Source organism: Acidovorax benzenivorans (genome assembly GCF_028680575.1).
Taxonomy (GTDB): domain Bacteria; phylum Pseudomonadota; class Gammaproteobacteria; order Burkholderiales; family Burkholderiaceae_C; genus Acidovorax; species Acidovorax benzenivorans.
The window spans coordinates 78,480-92,532 of sequence record NZ_JAPCKI010000013.1 but is presented as its reverse complement, the minus strand read 5'-3'; the positions used below and the strand labels follow the sequence as shown (position 1 = coordinate 92,532).

Below are 14,053 nucleotides of genomic sequence, written 5' to 3'. Positions count from 1 at the left end.
TGCAAGCTCGCTGTGGCGACCTGGGTGCTCCCTCCATGGTGGGATTGTCTCCCAATGTGGGGGCGCGGATGGCGCGCCACAATAGCGGCATGAGCATTCACCGCAGTCAACTTTTGCAGGCGTTTGACAGCCTGCTGCAACCAGAGCGCTTCAAGGACTACGGCCCCAACGGCCTGCAGGTCGAGGGCAAGGCCGAGATCCGGCGCGTGGTCAGTGGCGTCACTGCCAGCCGTGCGCTGATCGAGGCGGCCATTGCCGCGCAGGCCGACGCCATTTTTGTGCACCATGGCCTGTTCTGGCGCGGGCAGGATGGCCGCGTGACGGGTTGGATGAAGCAGCGGCTGCAGCTGCTGCTGGCACACGATATCAACCTGTTTGCCTACCACCTGCCGCTGGATGCCCACGCCGAGCTGGGCAACAACGCGCAGCTGGGCCGCGTGTTGGGTTGGGCCGCCGATGCGCGGTTTGGCGAGCAGGACCTGGGCTTTGCAGCCCCAGTGGCGTTTGACAATGCCCAGGCCCTGGCCGACCATGTTGCCAAGGCGCTGGGTCGTCCCGTGACCCTGGTGCCGCCAGGCGATGCGGCGGGTGATGCGGCCCCCCCACAACGTCCCGTGCGCCGAGTGGCGTGGTGCACGGGTGGTGCGCAAGGGTATTTCGAGTCGGCCATCGCTGCAGGGGCGGATGCGTTTATCACCGGTGAAATCTCCGAGCCCCAGGCGCACCTGGCGCGCGAGATGGGCGTGAGTTTCATTGCTGCCGGGCACCATGCCACCGAGCGCTATGGCGCACCCGCAGTAACAGCCCATGTAGCGGGCCAGTGGGGGCTGAGTCACCAGTTCATCGAAATCGATAATCCCGCGTAACGCATTGCATCGCATCGTGCTGCACTGCTGTCGCTGGATGTAGTTTGCTCACTTATTCATAGCTTGTGGCGCTTTGGTAGCGGGTGCTATCGGCACATTTGGCCTCAAACCCATGCAATCCATGCAACCTATCGCGATCACCCAGGGTGACCCTGCCGGCATCGGCCCCGAGATTGTGGCCAAGGCCTTCCGTGACGCGCCCGATCAACTGCGCCACTGCTTTGTGGCCGGTGATGTGGCCACTTTGCGGCGCGCTGCGCAAGTCATCACGCGCCCCGGCGTGCCCAGTTTGCCCGTGGCGCAGATCCACTCGCCGGGCGATGTGGCGGATGTGCCTCCCCGCTGTGTGCCCGTGCTGCAATTGCCGGGCATCCCTGGCCCGCAGCCTTGGGGGCAGGTCAGCGCAGCAGCGGGCCGTGCTGCGGCCGACAGTGTGGTCTGGGCGGCGCGTGCAGCACTGCGTGGGGATGTAGCGGCGCTGGTGACGGCGCCGTTGCACAAGGAGGCGCTGTCGGCTGCGGGGGTGGATTTTCCGGGGCACACGGAGCTTCTGCAGGCAGAGGCCGCTGCGCACCAGGGTGTGCCGTTGGCCCAGATGCCTGTGCGCATGATGCTGGCGAACGACGAGCTGCGCACCGTGCTTGTCAGCATTCACGTGTCGCTCCGCGATGCGATTGCGGCGGTGACGCAGGACAACGTGCTGCAGACGCTGCAAATCACCCACGCTGCTCTGCAGCGCAGTCTGGGCCGTGTGCCCCGCATGGGCGTGGCAGGGCTGAACCCCCATGCGGGCGAGGGCGGGCTGTTCGGCCGCGAGGAGCTGGAGGTGATAGCCCCGGCCATTGCAGCCGCGCGTGCGCAGGGGCAGGATGTGCATGGCCCGTTTGCGCCCGACACGGTGTTCATGCGCGCCCGCAGCACTCCGCAGCGTGCGGGCGAGTTTGATGTGGTCATCGCGATGTACCACGATCAAGGCTTGATCCCTGTGAAGTACCTGGGGGTGGAAAAGGGCGTGAACGTGACCTTGGGTTTGCCGCTGGTGCGCACCAGCCCGGACCATGGCACAGCGTTTGACATTGCGGGGCAGGGCGTTGCAGACGCCTCTAGCCTTGTTGAGGCAGTGCGCATGGCGCGTGCGCTGTGTGGGTGACCAAGAACTTGCTCTAACCGGCTGCGGAGCCCTGTGCCAACCGCTGATCGACATCAAATAAACAGCTGAAAGTGAGCGCCATACAGAGTCGCAACGGCGCGAATGGGACCCCTTACGAACTGACGCCACCGGCGGCTGGCTTTACCGGCGCGGCGGTGGCGTTTCTGTTTCTTTCAGGCGGCGCAAAGCACCGCGTCCCCAAGGGGCATTTTATTTTTTCAGGCTGTCGCGAATCTCGCGCAGCAGCACGATGTCCTCGGGAGGGGCCACCGGCGCGGCGGGTGCAGCAGGGGCTTCGCGCTTGAGGCGGTTGATCTGTTTGATCATCATGAAGATGATGAACGCAAGGATCACAAAGTTGACCGCCACAGTCAGGAAGTTGCCGTAGGCAAACACCGGTACGCCAGCTTTTTTGAGTGCATCGAGTGTGGCGCCGGTGCCTGGCGGCACGTTGCCCAGCACGATGAACAGGTTGGAAAAGTCGAGCTTGCCGAAGACCAGCCCCACCACCGGCATGATCAGGTCTGCGACCACTGAATCCACGATCTTGCCAAATGCGCCGCCAATGATGACGCCCACCGCGAGGTCAACCACATTGCCCTTGACCGCAAACTCCCTGAACTCTTGCATCATCCCCATCTCGTTGCTCCTTGTAAAACAGTGATGCGGGAGTATTGCTCGGTTCGTACCCCTGTCAAGCCAGCAAACCACTTTGAAATAACCATTTTCACTCCGCTACAATTCGCGGTTGACCCCAATCTAGCGATGTTCATCGAGGATCCCCATGAGTGACACTCCAATCGACTCCAGCAAGCGGACGTGGATCATCACGTCAGCATGTGCTGGTGCGGTGGGCGGCGTGGCAACCGCCGTTCCTTTCGTGAGTACTTTCCAGCCCTCAGAGCGTGCCAAAGCCGCTGGTGCTGCTGTCGAGGTGGATATCTCCGCCCTCAAACCTGGAGAAAAGGTCACTGTGGAGTGGCGTGGAAAGCCCGTCTGGATCATCAAGCGCACGCCCGAGCAGCTGGCAGAGTTGCCCAAGCTCGACGGCCAGCTTGCCGATCCCAAGTCGGAGCGCAAGCCCGCCGAGCTCACGCCCGAGTACGCCCGCAACGAGGCGCGCTCAATCAAGCCAGAAATTTTTGTGGGTGTGGGCATCTGCTCGCACTTGGGTTGTTCGCCCTCGGACAAGTTCCAGCCTGGCGCGCAGCCTTCGCTGCCCGACGACTGGAAGGGCGGTTTCTTGTGCCCCTGCCACGGCTCCACGTTCGACATGGCGGGCCGTGTCTTCAAGAACAAGCCTGCCCCCGACAACCTTGAAGTCCCTCCGCACATGTATCTGTCCGACACGCGCCTCGTGATCGGTGAAGACAAGAAGGCTTGACGGAGAACGACATGGCCCACGAATTCAAAGAAATCTCGCCAAACGCCTCCGCAGGCGCCAAGGTCACCAACTGGTTCGAGAACCGGTTCCCAACGGCCTTTGACGCTTACAAGGTGCACATGTCGGAGTATTACGCTCCGAAGAACTTCAACTTCTGGTACATCTTCGGCTCGTTGGCACTGGTCGTGCTGGTGATCCAGATCGTGACCGGCATCTTCCTGGTGATGCACTACAAGCCCGATGCCAATCTGGCGTTTGCATCGGTCGAGTACATCATGCGCGACGTGCCCTGGGGCTGGCTGATCCGCTATATGCACTCCACGGGCGCCTCGGCGTTCTTCGTGGTGGTGTACCTGCACATGTTCCGTGGCCTCATCTACGGCAGCTACCGCAAGCCGCGCGAACTGGTCTGGATCTTTGGCTGCGCGATTTTCCTTTGCCTGATGGCCGAGGCCTTTATGGGCTATCTGCTGCCCTGGGGTCAGATGTCGTACTGGGGTGCCCAGGTGATCGTGAACCTGTTCGCCGCCATCCCCTTCATCGGTCCTGATCTGGCGTTGCTGATCCGTGGCGACTACGTGGTGGGCGACGCTACGCTGAACCGCTTCTTCAGCTTCCACGTGATTGCCGTGCCTCTGGTGCTGCTGGGCTTGGTCGTGGCGCACTTGCTGGCGCTGCACGACGTCGGCTCCAACAACCCTGACGGTGTGGAAATCAAGGGCCCCAAGGCTCCCAAGGATGCCAACGGCAAGCCACTCGATGGCGTGCCCTTCCATCCGTACTACACGGTGCATGACATCTTCGCGCTGAGCATGTTCCTGATGGCGTTCACGGCCGTGGTGTTCTTTGCTCCTGAGTTCGGTGGCTATTTCCTCGAATACAACAACTTCATCCCTGCCGATCCGCTCAAGACGCCTGCGCACATCGCTCCGGTCTGGTACTTCACGCCGTTCTATTCGATGCTGCGTGCCATCACCACTGAGATGATGTATGCCCTGATCCTGTGCGTGGTGGCGGGTGCCGGTTTTGGCGTGCTCAAGGCCAAGCTGCCCAGCTTCATCAAGGCTGGGATCGTGGGTGTGGCCCTTGTGGTCGTGGCCATGATGCTGTCCATCGATGCCAAGTTCTGGGGGGTGGTGGTGATGGGTGGTGCCGTGATCATCCTGTTCTTCCTGCCCTGGCTGGACTACAGCCCCGTCAAGTCGATTCGCTACCGCCCCGACTGGCACAAGTACCTGTACGGCATCTTTGTGATCAACTTCCTGATCCTGGGCTATCTGGGTGTGCAGCCTCCATCGCCGATCGGCGAGCGCGTGTCGCAAGTGGGCACCCTGTTCTACTTCGGCTTCTTCCTGCTGATGCCTTGGTGGAGCCGCATTGGCCAAACCAAGCCAGTGCCCGACCGCGTGACCTTTGTGGCGCACTGAGCCTGGAGATAACCACAATGAAAAAACTCATCCTCACGTTGATCGCCGCTGTGGGTCTGGCTGCGGGTGCTGCCCATGCATCGGGTGGTGACACGATTGTCTGGGACAAGGCGCCCAACAAGACCAATGACCTGGCTTCGCTGCAAAACGGCGCCAAGGTGTTCGTCAACTACTGTCTGAGCTGTCACTCGGCGGCGTACATGCGGTTCAACCGCCTGCGCGACATCGGTCTGACCGAGCAACAGATCAAGGACAACCTGCTGTTCACTACCGACAAGGTGGGTGAAACCATGAAGGCCTCGATTGACCCCAAGCAGGCCAAGGAATGGTTCGGCGCCAACCCGCCTGATCTGACCGTGATTGCCCGCTCGCGTGCGGGCCATGGCGGCACGGGGGCCGACTATCTGTACACCTTCTTGCGCACGTTCTACCGCGACGACACCAAGGCCACGGGTTGGAACAATCTGGTTTTCCCCAGCGTGGGCATGCCCCATGTACTCTGGCAGTTGCAGGGCGAACGTCGTCCCGTGTTTGAAGAGCACGAGAGTCACGGCCACAAGACCCAGGTGTTCAAGGGCTGGGAGCAGATCACGCCCGGTACGATGACGCCGGTGCAGTTCGATCAGAACATTGGCGATCTGGTGAACTATTTGCAGTGGATGGGTGAGCCCGCACAAAACACACGCTGGCGCGTAGGCGTTTGGGTGTTGATTTTCCTGGGTGTGTTTACTGTCATCGCATGGCGCCTGAACGCAGCGTTCTGGAAAGACGTCAAGTAAACGTCACATCCATCATCGGCACCTTTCGGGGTGCCATTGGATTTATTGCAGAGTGGGCGCTTTTGGCGTCCCACTCTTTTGATTTTTAGGAGCCTCCCACCATGATGGTGCTTTATTCGGGTACGACCTGTCCCTTCTCCCACCGCTGCCGTTTTGTCCTGTTTGAAAAAGGCATGGACTTTGAAATCCGCGATGTGGACCTGTACAACAAGCCCGAAGACATCAGCGTGATGAATCCGTACGGCCAGGTGCCAATCCTGGTCGAGCGCGACCTGATCCTGTACGAGTCGAACATCATCAATGAGTACATCGACGAGCGCTTCCCTCATCCGCAGCTGATGCCCGGTGACCCGGTGGATCGCGCCCGCGTGCGCCTGTTCCTGCTCAACTTCGAGAAGGAATTGTTCGTGCACGTGAATACGCTCGAATCGCGTGCGACCAAGGGCAACGAGAAGGCGCTGGAAAAGGCGCGCGCCCACATCCGTGACCGCCTGACGCAGCTCGCCCCGGTGTTCCTCAAGAACAAGTACATGCTGGGTGACAACTTCTCGATGCTGGACGTGGCCATTGCGCCGCTGCTTTGGCGTCTCGACTACTACGGCATCGATCTGTCCAAGAATGCGGCTCCGCTGCTCAAGTACGCTGAGCGCATCTTCTCGCGCCCTGCCTACATCGAAGCACTGACGCCGTCCGAAAAGGTCATGCGCAAGTAAGCAGCGGCCTGCAGACTCCACTTCTTCCATCGCAGCCGTAACACCGCCATCCATGACCGCACAGGAATCGACCTCCACGCGCCCCTATCTCATTCGTGCGCTGTACGAATGGTGCACCGACAACGGGTTGACGCCTTACGTGGCGGTGCGTGTGGACGATTCCGTGCAGGTGCCGCGCGAGTATGTGAAGGACGGCGAGATCGTTCTGAACATCAGCTTTGATGCGACCAGCGCGCTGCAACTGGGCAATGAGTTCATCGAATTCAAGGCTCGTTTTGGTGGCAAACCCCGCGAAATTCTGGTGCCTGTGGGCCGTGTGATTGCCATCTACGCCCGCGAAAACGGGCAGGGCATGGCTTTCCCGCCACCTGTGGATCTGTTGTCGTCAGCTGGCGATGCTCCTGCTGCATTGTCTGCAGCTGCGGCGCCTTCCCCGGCGCAAACGGAAGAGGCCGCGGTTGCTGCGCCTGCGGAAGATCGCATCGTGCAATTGGTGGGCGTGGAAGACAGCCATAAAGAGGATGGTGGCGATGCGCCTCGACCGCCGCCTGCCCAAGGCGGTGCACGCCCCTCGCTGAAGCGTATCAAATAGCTGCAGTTTTAAATTTTGGGCGGTTTTTGCAGGATAAAATACCGCCTTCGCCGGTTTAGCTCAGTTGGTAGAGCACCCGCCTTGTAAGCGGTAGGTCGTCAGTTCGATTCCGACAACCGGCACCATTTCTCTTGCTTTTTTTGCGTTCCCTGTCACTGACGCTGGCCGTCAGGTTTGAACTTTCAGGCGAATCGCGTTAACCTCCCACCCCCGACTGCGCAGATGCGCCTGCAAAGCAGGCAGCAGTTGGCGTATTTTTGCCGCCGCCGCGTTGCTTTTGACCAGCAGGCACCAGCTGTCCCCGTCAATGGGGCCTGCCTGAACGGCTGGGCGCAGCGCGGCGGGAATCAGCAATTCAATGGCCTTGAGCCGATCACTGGAGTCGCGTGTCAGCGCTGTGAGCTTGGCCAGCGTGGGGGAGTCCTCACTGGCTTGCTGCAGCGTGACGGCGTAGTGGCGGCGATTCATGGTGTGGCGTCTTCGGGCGTGGAGTATTGGCAGTGCATTTGATTATCACGGACGCCAGACTGGCGCGCAGCCGGGCCATTCACTTGTCTGGAACGCGCTTGGTTCTGGCGGGGCTCGCTGTGTCGCTGTGTCTGATGGTGGTGGCTGCGGGGATGTACCACTGGGTTTTCCTGAAAGGCGCGCGCGAAGGCTGGCCCATTGTGGGCTCGCTGGTACGCCTTGTAATCAAGGATGAGGTTGCAGAGCGTGATCGATTCATGCGCGCCAATCTCGATGCCATGGCACGGCGCGTGGGCGAAATGCAGGCGCGCATGGTGCAGCTTGAGTCTCTGGGCGACCGTGTGCTGGGGCTGGCAGGCATGGCGCCCGCCGACATTCAGAGGCCGGATGCGCGCGGTGGCGCCTTGGTGAGTGCACGGAACCTGTCCATGGAGGAGCTGCAAGCCACGTTGGACGATTTGGAGCGCCTGACCAACCAGCGTGTGGACCTGATGACGGTGCTCGAATCCCGCCTGTTTGACCAGCACATTCGCAAGAAGATGATTCCGACCCACGCGCCCGTCACGGGGCGTGCGGCGGGTTCGGGCTTTGGCTGGCGGGTCGATCCCATCACGGGGCAGTCGGCGTTGCACACGGGGCTGGATTTCCAGGCCGATACCGGCACTTCCATCCTGGCTGCAGCCGGGGGGGTGGTCGTTACCCAGGAATACCACCCCGCCTACGGCAACATGATTGAAGTGGATCATGGCAACCATCTGGTGACGCGCTATGCCCATGCTTCGCGCGTCCTGGTCAAGCAGGGTGACATTGTGCGTCGCGGTCAAAAGGTTGCGGAGGTTGGCACGACGGGGCGTTCCACGGGGCCACATCTGCACTTTGAGGTGCTGGTGCAGGGTGTTTTCCAGGACCCACAGAAGTTCCTGAATGCGGGTGGCACGGCCACTGGCGCACAGGTAGCCGCAGTTCAGCCCTCCGCGTTGGCGGGACAGCCGACCGCACCGGCACCGGGCAGGTAAAATCGCGGGTCCGGCGTTCTCTGCCCGCAGTTGCAATGCTTGCAATATCGGTCGCAGGACCCACCTGAACTCAATTCATCTTAGGGATTTCGGTCGCTTGGCGCGCTGCTTGCAGCGGGGCAGGCGGTCCTGTTCGCATGGCCACCAACTTCCTCACCAAAATATTCGGCAGCCGCAATGACCGGCTCCTCAAGCAGTACCGCAAAACGGTGACCCGCATCAATGCGATGGAGCCCGAGTACGAGAAGCTGTCGGACGAGCAGCTCCGCGCCAAAACGCAGGAGTTCAAGGATCGCGTGGCCAAGGGCGAGTCGCTGGACAACATCCTGCCTGAAGCCTTTGCCGTGGTGCGCGAGGGCTCCAAGCGCATCATGAAGATGCGGCACTTTGATGTGCAGCTGCTCGGTGGCATGGCGCTGCACTTTGGCAAGATCGCAGAAATGCGCACCGGTGAGGGCAAGACCCTGACGGCCACGCTGCCGGTGTACCTCAATGCCCTGTCGAGCAAGGGCGTGCACGTGGTCACGGTGAATGACTACCTCGCCAACCGCGATGCACAGTGGATGGGACGTCTGTACAACTTTCTGGGCCTCACGGTGGGTATCAACCTGCCCAACATGCCCCGTGAAGAAAAGCAGGCTGCGTACCGGGCCGATATCACCTACGGCACCAACAACGAATACGGTTTTGACTACCTGCGCGACAACATGGTCTATGAAGCGCAGGACCGGGTGCAGCAGGGCCTGAACTTCGCCATCGTGGACGAGGTGGACTCGATCCTGATCGACGAGGCGCGGACGCCCCTCATCATCAGTGGCCAGGCCGAAGACCACACGGCGACGTATATCGCCATGAACAAGGTCGTTCCCCTGCTGGTGCGCCAGGAAGGCGAGGCGGACCCTCGCACGGGCGAGGGCGTTACCAAGCCTGGCGACTTCACGCTGGACGAAAAAACCCACCAGGTGTTCCTGACCGAGCAGGGCCACGAAACTGCCGAACGCATTCTGGCGTCCCACGGCCTGATTGCCGAGGGCGCCTCGGTGTACGACCCAGCCAACATCACGCTGATGCACCACCTGTATGCGGCGCTGCGGGCCAATCACCTGTACCACCGCGATCAGCACTACGTGGTGCAAAACGGCGAGATCGTGATCGTGGACGAGTTCACCGGCCGCCTGATGTCCGGCCGCCGCTGGAGTGAAGGTCTGCACCAGGCCGTGGAAGCCAAGGAAGGCGTGAACATCCAGGCCGAGAACCAGACACTGGCCTCCATCACCTTCCAGAACTATTTCCGCCTGTACAACAAGCTCGCCGGCATGACGGGTACGGCTGATACCGAAGCCTATGAGTTCCAGGAAATCTATGGCTTGGAAACCACGGTCATCCCACCCAACCGCCCCAGCAAGCGCGACGACCAACTGGACCGCGTGTACAAGACCACGCGCGAAAAGTATGAAGCCGCCATCAAGGACATCCGCGAATGCCACGAGCGCGGCCAGCCTGTGTTGGTGGGTACCACGTCGATCGAGAACTCCGAAATCATCGATCAGCTGCTGAACAAGGAAGGCTTGCCGCACCAGGTGCTCAATGCCAAACAGCACGCCCGCGAGGCCGACATCGTGGCCCAGGCTGGTCGTGAAGGCATGATCACCATTGCCACCAACATGGCTGGCCGTGGTACCGACATCGTGCTGGGCGGTAACATCGAAAAGGATGTCGCGGCCATTGAAACCGACGAAAGCCTGTCCGAGGCTGACCGCGCTGCCAAGGTCAGCGCTTTGCGCGAGCAGTGGAAGATTGACCATGAGAAGGTCAAGGCGCTGGGAGGGTTGCGCATCATCGCGACCGAGCGCCACGAGTCCCGTCGCATCGACAACCAACTGCGTGGCCGTTCAGGCCGCCAGGGTGACCCCGGCTCTTCGCGCTTCTACCTGAGTCTGGACGATTCGCTGATGCGCATCTTCGCAGGCGACCGCGTCAAGGCGATCATGGACCGCCTGAAGATGCCCGATGGTGAAGCCATCGAAGCCGGCATCGTGACCCGCAGCATCGAGTCGGCCCAGCGCAAGGTGGAGGCCCGCAACTTCGACATCCGCAAGCAATTGCTGGAATACGACGATGTGGCCAACGACCAGCGCAAGGTGATCTACCAGCAGCGCAACGACATTCTGGATGCCTCCGATCTGTCGGACGTGATCGCCGCCATGCGTGAAGACTGCATGACCGATCTGGTACGCCAGTACGTGCCTGCCGAATCGGTGGAAGAGCAGTGGGATTTGCCTGCGCTGGAGAAAGCACTTGCAGAAGAATGGCAGGTGCCGATTGCACTGCAGCAGGAAGTGCAAGGCGCCAATGCAATCACCGACGACGAGATCCTGGACAAGGTCTTGCAGGCTGCACATGCTGCCTTCAACGACAAGGTCGAGCAGGTCGGCCGCGAGAACTTCACGCAGTTTGAGCGTGTGGTGCTGTTGCAGAACTTTGACTCCAACTGGCGCGACCACCTGAGCGCACTCGACTACCTGCGCCAGGGCATCCACCTGCGCGGCTATGCGCAAAAGCAGCCCAAGCAGGAGTACAAGCGCGAGGCCTTCGAGCTGTTCCGCCAGCTCATCGACCAGGTCAAGAACGAGGTCACCAAGATCCTCATGACCGTGCAGGTGCAGTCGCAGGCGCAGCTCGACCAGGCCGCGCAGGACATGGAGCAGCGCGCCGAGAGCATCGCTAACGTGACCTACACCGCGCCCACCGAAACCGGCGAGGTGGAGACCACGGTGGATGCGCAAACGGTGGGGCAGGCCCTGTCGGAGGGCATCCGCGTGGGCCGCAACGACCCTTGCCCCTGCGGCAGCGGCAAGAAGTACAAGCAGTGCCACGGCAAGCTTGCTTGATCTCCTGATCCATACAACACGGGCTTCGGCCCGTGTTTTCATTGGCGCGCCACGGTTTTCCGGATAATCGGCCGCAGTTTTTTGAGAAAGACCTCCATGCCCGTCAATCTAGTCGCCCCCGTTGCTGCCGATCTGCACCCCATCGCCGGTGTGCGCATCGGTGTTGCCGAAGCTGGTGTCCGCAAGGCCCACCGCAAGGACCTCACCGTGTTCCTGCTGGACGAAGGTGCCAGCGTGGCTGGCGTGTTCACGCAGAACCGCTTTTGCGCGGCCCCTGTGCAGATCAGCCGTGAGCATTTGGGCAGTGGTCAATCCATTCGCGCCATGGTTATCAACACGGGCAATGCCAATGCGGGTACGGGTGCAGACGGTCTGGCGCGTGCACGCTCCACCTGCGTCGCGCTCGCACGCCAGCTGAACGTGGCGCCCGAGCAGATCCTGCCGTTCTCGACCGGCGTGATCATGGAACCGCTGCCCAACGACCGCATTGAAGCCGGCTTGCCTGCTGCCATCGCCGATGCGCAGCCCGGCCACTGGGCACGTGCTGCCGAGGGCATCATGACCACCGATACCTTGCCCAAGGCGTTCTCTGCGCAGGTGCAGATCGGTGGTGCCACGGTGTCCATCACGGGTATCAGCAAGGGCGCGGGCATGATTCGCCCCAACATGGCCACCATGCTGGGTTTTCTGGCCACCGACGCTTGCGTGGCGCCAGCCGTCATGCAGCAACTGGCACGTGAGCTGGCGGATGGCTCCTTCAACCGGGTGACCATCGACGGTGACACATCAACCAACGACTCCTTCGTGGTCGTCGCCACCAACAAGGCGGCACATGCGCCAGTGACCTCGCTCGATAGCGCAGACGGCAAGGCCCTGAAGGCCGCGATGCTCTCGGTGTCACAAAAACTGGCGCAGGCTATCGTGCGTGACGGTGAGGGTGCCACCAAGTTCATCACGGTGCGCGTCGAAGGCGGCAAGACCGGTGACGAGTGCCGCAAAGTGGCCTACGCCATTGCGCATTCGCCACTGGTCAAGACGGCCTTCTTCGCCAGCGACCCGAACCTGGGCCGCATCCTTGCGGCGGTGGGCTACGCGGGCATTGACGACCTGGACCAGACCGGCATCGATCTGTACCTGGACGATGTGCATGTGGCGCTGCACGGTGGTCGCAACCCCGCCTACCGCGAAGAAGACGGCCAGCGCGTGATGAAACAAAGCGAGATCACCGTGAGGGTGCTGCTGGGCCGCGGCACGGCGGCCGATACCGTGTGGACCTGCGATTTCAGCCACGAGTACGTGACCATCAACGCCGACTACCGTTCGTAAGATTGTTTGCTATCTTTGTGATAGCTGTTGAGGCATATTTCACTAGCGCGTGTCGCCACAATGAACGAAAAATTTGAACGCTTGGTCGAGCGTGCCGAGCAGCTCATCGCCCGCATCGAGTCGGTGCTGCCCCAACCGCTGGGGGCGCCAGACTGGTCCGCATCGATTGCCTGGCGCTACCGCAAGCGCAGCAGTGGGCATGGCACGCTGGAGCCCGTGCGCCATGTGGGTGCGATGCGGCTGGCGGACCTCAAGGAAATCGATCCGCAAAAAGAAAAGATTGAACGCAACACGCAGCAGTTTGTGCAAGGTAAGCCTGCCAACAACGTGCTGCTGACCGGTGCGCGCGGCACGGGCAAGTCATCGCTCATCAAGGCCTGTCTGAACGCCTATGCGGGCGAAGGCCTGCGCCTGATTGAGGTGGACAAGGCCGACCTGACCGACCTGCCGGACATCGTGGATGTGGTATCCGACCGTCCTGAGAAATTCATCGTCTTCTGTGACGACCTGAGTTTTGAGGATGGCGAGCCGGGCTACAAGGCGCTCAAGTCGATTCTGGATGGCTCGGTGGCCGCAGCCACACCCAACGTACTGATCTACGCCACGAGCAACCGGCGGCATCTACTGCCCGAATACATGGCGGACAACCTCACGTACACCCACACCGAAGATGGCGAGGTGCATCCGGGCGAGGTGGTGGAGGAGAAGATTTCTCTGTCCGAGCGTTTTGGCCTGTGGGTCAGCTTCTATCCGTTCAGCCAGCAGGAGTACCTGACCATCGTCGCACAGTGGTTGTTGTCGTTTGGTGTGCCGACGCAGGCCATTGAAGAGGCACGGCCTGAGGCTTTGGTGTGGGCGCTGGAGCGTGGCTCGCGCAGCGGCCGCGTGGCGTACCAATTTGCACGCGACTATGCGGGGCGACATAGTGGCTGAAGTCCTCACTCCTGGCGGTGCTCCGGCCACCGAACGCAAACACACGGAAGTGGCCGTGGGTATCCTGCTGCGTGATGACGGCGCGATGCTGCTGTCCACCCGCCCGCCGGGCAAGCCCTATGCGGGGTATTGGGAGTTCCCAGGCGGCAAGCTGGAAGCGGGCGAGACGGTGGAGCAGGCGCTGCGCCGCGAACTGATCGAGGAGCTGGGCGTGACCATTGGTCCGGCCAGCGTCTGGAAAGTGACCGAGCACGATTACCCCCACGCGCTGGTGCGGCTGCACTGGTGCAAGGTCTGGGAATGGACCGGCGAGTTCGAGATGCGTGAGGGCCAGGCCATGGCCTGGCAACAGATGCCGATCACGGTGTCTCCGGTGTTGCCTGGTGCCTACCCAGTGTTGCAATGGCTGGCCGAGGAGCGGGGTCTGCAGTCAGGGGTAGAGTGAGGGCTACCCCGGTCGCGTTCACTTTGATTTGCTATTAAATTAATAGCTATTCAGGCTTGTGGT

The 14,053-nt window shown here is 61.3% G+C and carries 14 protein-coding genes and 1 tRNA gene; 13 read left to right on the top strand and 2 right to left on the bottom strand.

The genetic code is table 11. The features are described 5' to 3' along the window. Positions 1-89: 89 nt before the first annotated feature. Both OIN59_RS18885 and pdxA read left to right on the top strand, forming a co-directional pair. The gene (locus OIN59_RS18885; RefSeq protein WP_274112710.1) at positions 90-866 is read left to right on the top strand and encodes a Nif3-like dinuclear metal center hexameric protein; all 777 of its coding nucleotides are present in this window, start codon (positions 90-92) and stop codon (positions 864-866) included. A 121-nt stretch (positions 867-987) separates the two neighbouring features. Next, the gene (gene pdxA / locus OIN59_RS18880; RefSeq protein ID WP_274112708.1) at positions 988-2,016 is read left to right on the top strand and encodes a 4-hydroxythreonine-4-phosphate dehydrogenase PdxA; all 1,029 of its coding nucleotides are present in this window, start codon (positions 988-990) and stop codon (positions 2,014-2,016) included. A 210-nt stretch (positions 2,017-2,226) separates the two neighbouring features. Here pdxA and mscL read toward each other — a convergent pair whose 3' ends face one another. Further along, positions 2,227-2,655, bottom strand: coding sequence for a large conductance mechanosensitive channel protein MscL (gene mscL / locus OIN59_RS18875; protein WP_274112706.1), 429 nt, complete (start codon positions 2,653-2,655; stop codon positions 2,227-2,229). 145 nt (positions 2,656-2,800) lie between these two features. Here mscL and petA point away from each other — a divergent pair, with 145 nt between their 5' ends. The 6 genes from petA (at position 2,801) to OIN59_RS18845 (ending at position 7,036) form a co-directional block, all read left to right on the top strand. Continuing rightward, positions 2,801-3,400, top strand: a complete 600-nt coding sequence (gene petA, locus OIN59_RS18870) for a ubiquinol-cytochrome c reductase iron-sulfur subunit (RefSeq protein WP_274112703.1) — start codon at positions 2,801-2,803, stop codon at positions 3,398-3,400. 11 nt (positions 3,401-3,411) lie between these two features. Next, positions 3,412-4,827: a cytochrome b gene (locus OIN59_RS18865; protein ID WP_274112701.1), complete on the top strand. Its 1,416-nt coding sequence runs from the start codon at positions 3,412-3,414 to the stop codon at positions 4,825-4,827. Positions 4,828-4,844: 17 nt separating this feature from the next. After that, on the top strand, positions 4,845-5,606 hold the full coding sequence (locus tag OIN59_RS18860) for a cytochrome c1 (protein WP_274112699.1): 762 nt from the start codon (positions 4,845-4,847) through the stop codon (positions 5,604-5,606). Between the two features lie 101 nt (positions 5,607-5,707). Continuing rightward, the gene (locus tag OIN59_RS18855) at positions 5,708-6,319 is read left to right on the top strand and encodes a glutathione S-transferase N-terminal domain-containing protein (RefSeq protein WP_005794209.1); all 612 of its coding nucleotides are present in this window, start codon (positions 5,708-5,710) and stop codon (positions 6,317-6,319) included. Positions 6,320-6,371: 52 nt separating this feature from the next. Continuing rightward, the gene (locus tag OIN59_RS18850) at positions 6,372-6,911 is read left to right on the top strand and encodes a ClpXP protease specificity-enhancing factor (RefSeq protein ID WP_274112696.1); all 540 of its coding nucleotides are present in this window, start codon (positions 6,372-6,374) and stop codon (positions 6,909-6,911) included. Between the two features lie 49 nt (positions 6,912-6,960). After that, positions 6,961-7,036, top strand: a tRNA-Thr gene (locus OIN59_RS18845). Between the two features lie 43 nt (positions 7,037-7,079). Here OIN59_RS18845 and OIN59_RS18840 read toward each other — a convergent pair. Then, complete coding sequence (locus OIN59_RS18840; protein WP_274112694.1) at positions 7,080-7,379, bottom strand: hypothetical protein; 300 nt, start codon at positions 7,377-7,379, stop codon at positions 7,080-7,082. Between the two features lie 32 nt (positions 7,380-7,411). On the opposite strand from OIN59_RS18840, the gene OIN59_RS18835 reads away from it, so the two are divergent. The 5 genes from OIN59_RS18835 to OIN59_RS18815 all read left to right on the top strand — a co-directional run bounded on the left by OIN59_RS18835 (position 7,412) and on the right by OIN59_RS18815 (position 13,990). Further along, on the top strand, positions 7,412-8,395 hold the full coding sequence (locus tag OIN59_RS18835) for a M23 family metallopeptidase (RefSeq protein WP_274112693.1): 984 nt from the start codon (positions 7,412-7,414) through the stop codon (positions 8,393-8,395). A gap of 137 nt (positions 8,396-8,532) precedes the next feature. Next, positions 8,533-11,286: a preprotein translocase subunit SecA gene (secA, locus tag OIN59_RS18830; RefSeq protein ID WP_274112691.1), complete on the top strand. Its 2,754-nt coding sequence runs from the start codon at positions 8,533-8,535 to the stop codon at positions 11,284-11,286. Between the two features lie 96 nt (positions 11,287-11,382). Beyond that, positions 11,383-12,612: a bifunctional glutamate N-acetyltransferase/amino-acid acetyltransferase ArgJ gene (gene argJ, locus OIN59_RS18825; RefSeq protein WP_274112689.1), complete on the top strand. Its 1,230-nt coding sequence runs from the start codon at positions 11,383-11,385 to the stop codon at positions 12,610-12,612. A 60-nt stretch (positions 12,613-12,672) separates the two neighbouring features. Then, positions 12,673-13,545, top strand: a complete 873-nt coding sequence (locus OIN59_RS18820; RefSeq protein ID WP_274112687.1) for an ATP-binding protein — start codon at positions 12,673-12,675, stop codon at positions 13,543-13,545. Next, positions 13,523-13,990 (top strand): NUDIX domain-containing protein, encoded by a 468-nt coding sequence (locus tag OIN59_RS18815; protein ID WP_274112685.1) that lies wholly within the window; start codon positions 13,523-13,525, stop codon positions 13,988-13,990. Before OIN59_RS18820 ends, OIN59_RS18815 begins: the two co-directional genes overlap by 23 nt. Positions 13,991-14,053: the final 63 nt, after the last annotated feature.

Excerpts from the sequence above, each read along its gene's own strand:
- pdxA (WP_274112708.1), top strand. The coding sequence starts at position 988 with ATGCAACCTATCGCGATCACCCAGGGTGACCCTGCCGGCATCGGCCCC.
- OIN59_RS18855 (WP_005794209.1), top strand. The coding sequence starts at position 5,708 with ATGATGGTGCTTTATTCGGGTACGACCTGTCCCTTCTCCCACCGCTGC.
- OIN59_RS18860 (WP_274112699.1), top strand. The coding sequence starts at position 4,845 with ATGAAAAAACTCATCCTCACGTTGATCGCCGCTGTGGGTCTGGCTGCG.
- petA (WP_274112703.1), top strand. The coding sequence starts at position 2,801 with ATGAGTGACACTCCAATCGACTCCAGCAAGCGGACGTGGATCATCACG.
- mscL (WP_274112706.1), bottom strand. The coding sequence starts at position 2,655 with ATGGGGATGATGCAAGAGTTCAGGGAGTTTGCGGTCAAGGGCAATGTG.
- OIN59_RS18840 (WP_274112694.1), bottom strand. The coding sequence starts at position 7,379 with ATGAATCGCCGCCACTACGCCGTCACGCTGCAGCAAGCCAGTGAGGAC.
- argJ (WP_274112689.1), top strand. The coding sequence starts at position 11,383 with ATGCCCGTCAATCTAGTCGCCCCCGTTGCTGCCGATCTGCACCCCATC.
- OIN59_RS18850 (WP_274112696.1), top strand. The coding sequence starts at position 6,372 with ATGACCGCACAGGAATCGACCTCCACGCGCCCCTATCTCATTCGTGCG.
- OIN59_RS18865 (WP_274112701.1), top strand. The coding sequence starts at position 3,412 with ATGGCCCACGAATTCAAAGAAATCTCGCCAAACGCCTCCGCAGGCGCC.
- OIN59_RS18885 (WP_274112710.1), top strand. The coding sequence starts at position 90 with ATGAGCATTCACCGCAGTCAACTTTTGCAGGCGTTTGACAGCCTGCTG.
- secA (WP_274112691.1), top strand. The coding sequence starts at position 8,533 with ATGGCCACCAACTTCCTCACCAAAATATTCGGCAGCCGCAATGACCGG.
- OIN59_RS18820 (WP_274112687.1), top strand. The coding sequence starts at position 12,673 with ATGAACGAAAAATTTGAACGCTTGGTCGAGCGTGCCGAGCAGCTCATC.
- OIN59_RS18815 (WP_274112685.1), top strand. The coding sequence starts at position 13,523 with ATGCGGGGCGACATAGTGGCTGAAGTCCTCACTCCTGGCGGTGCTCCG.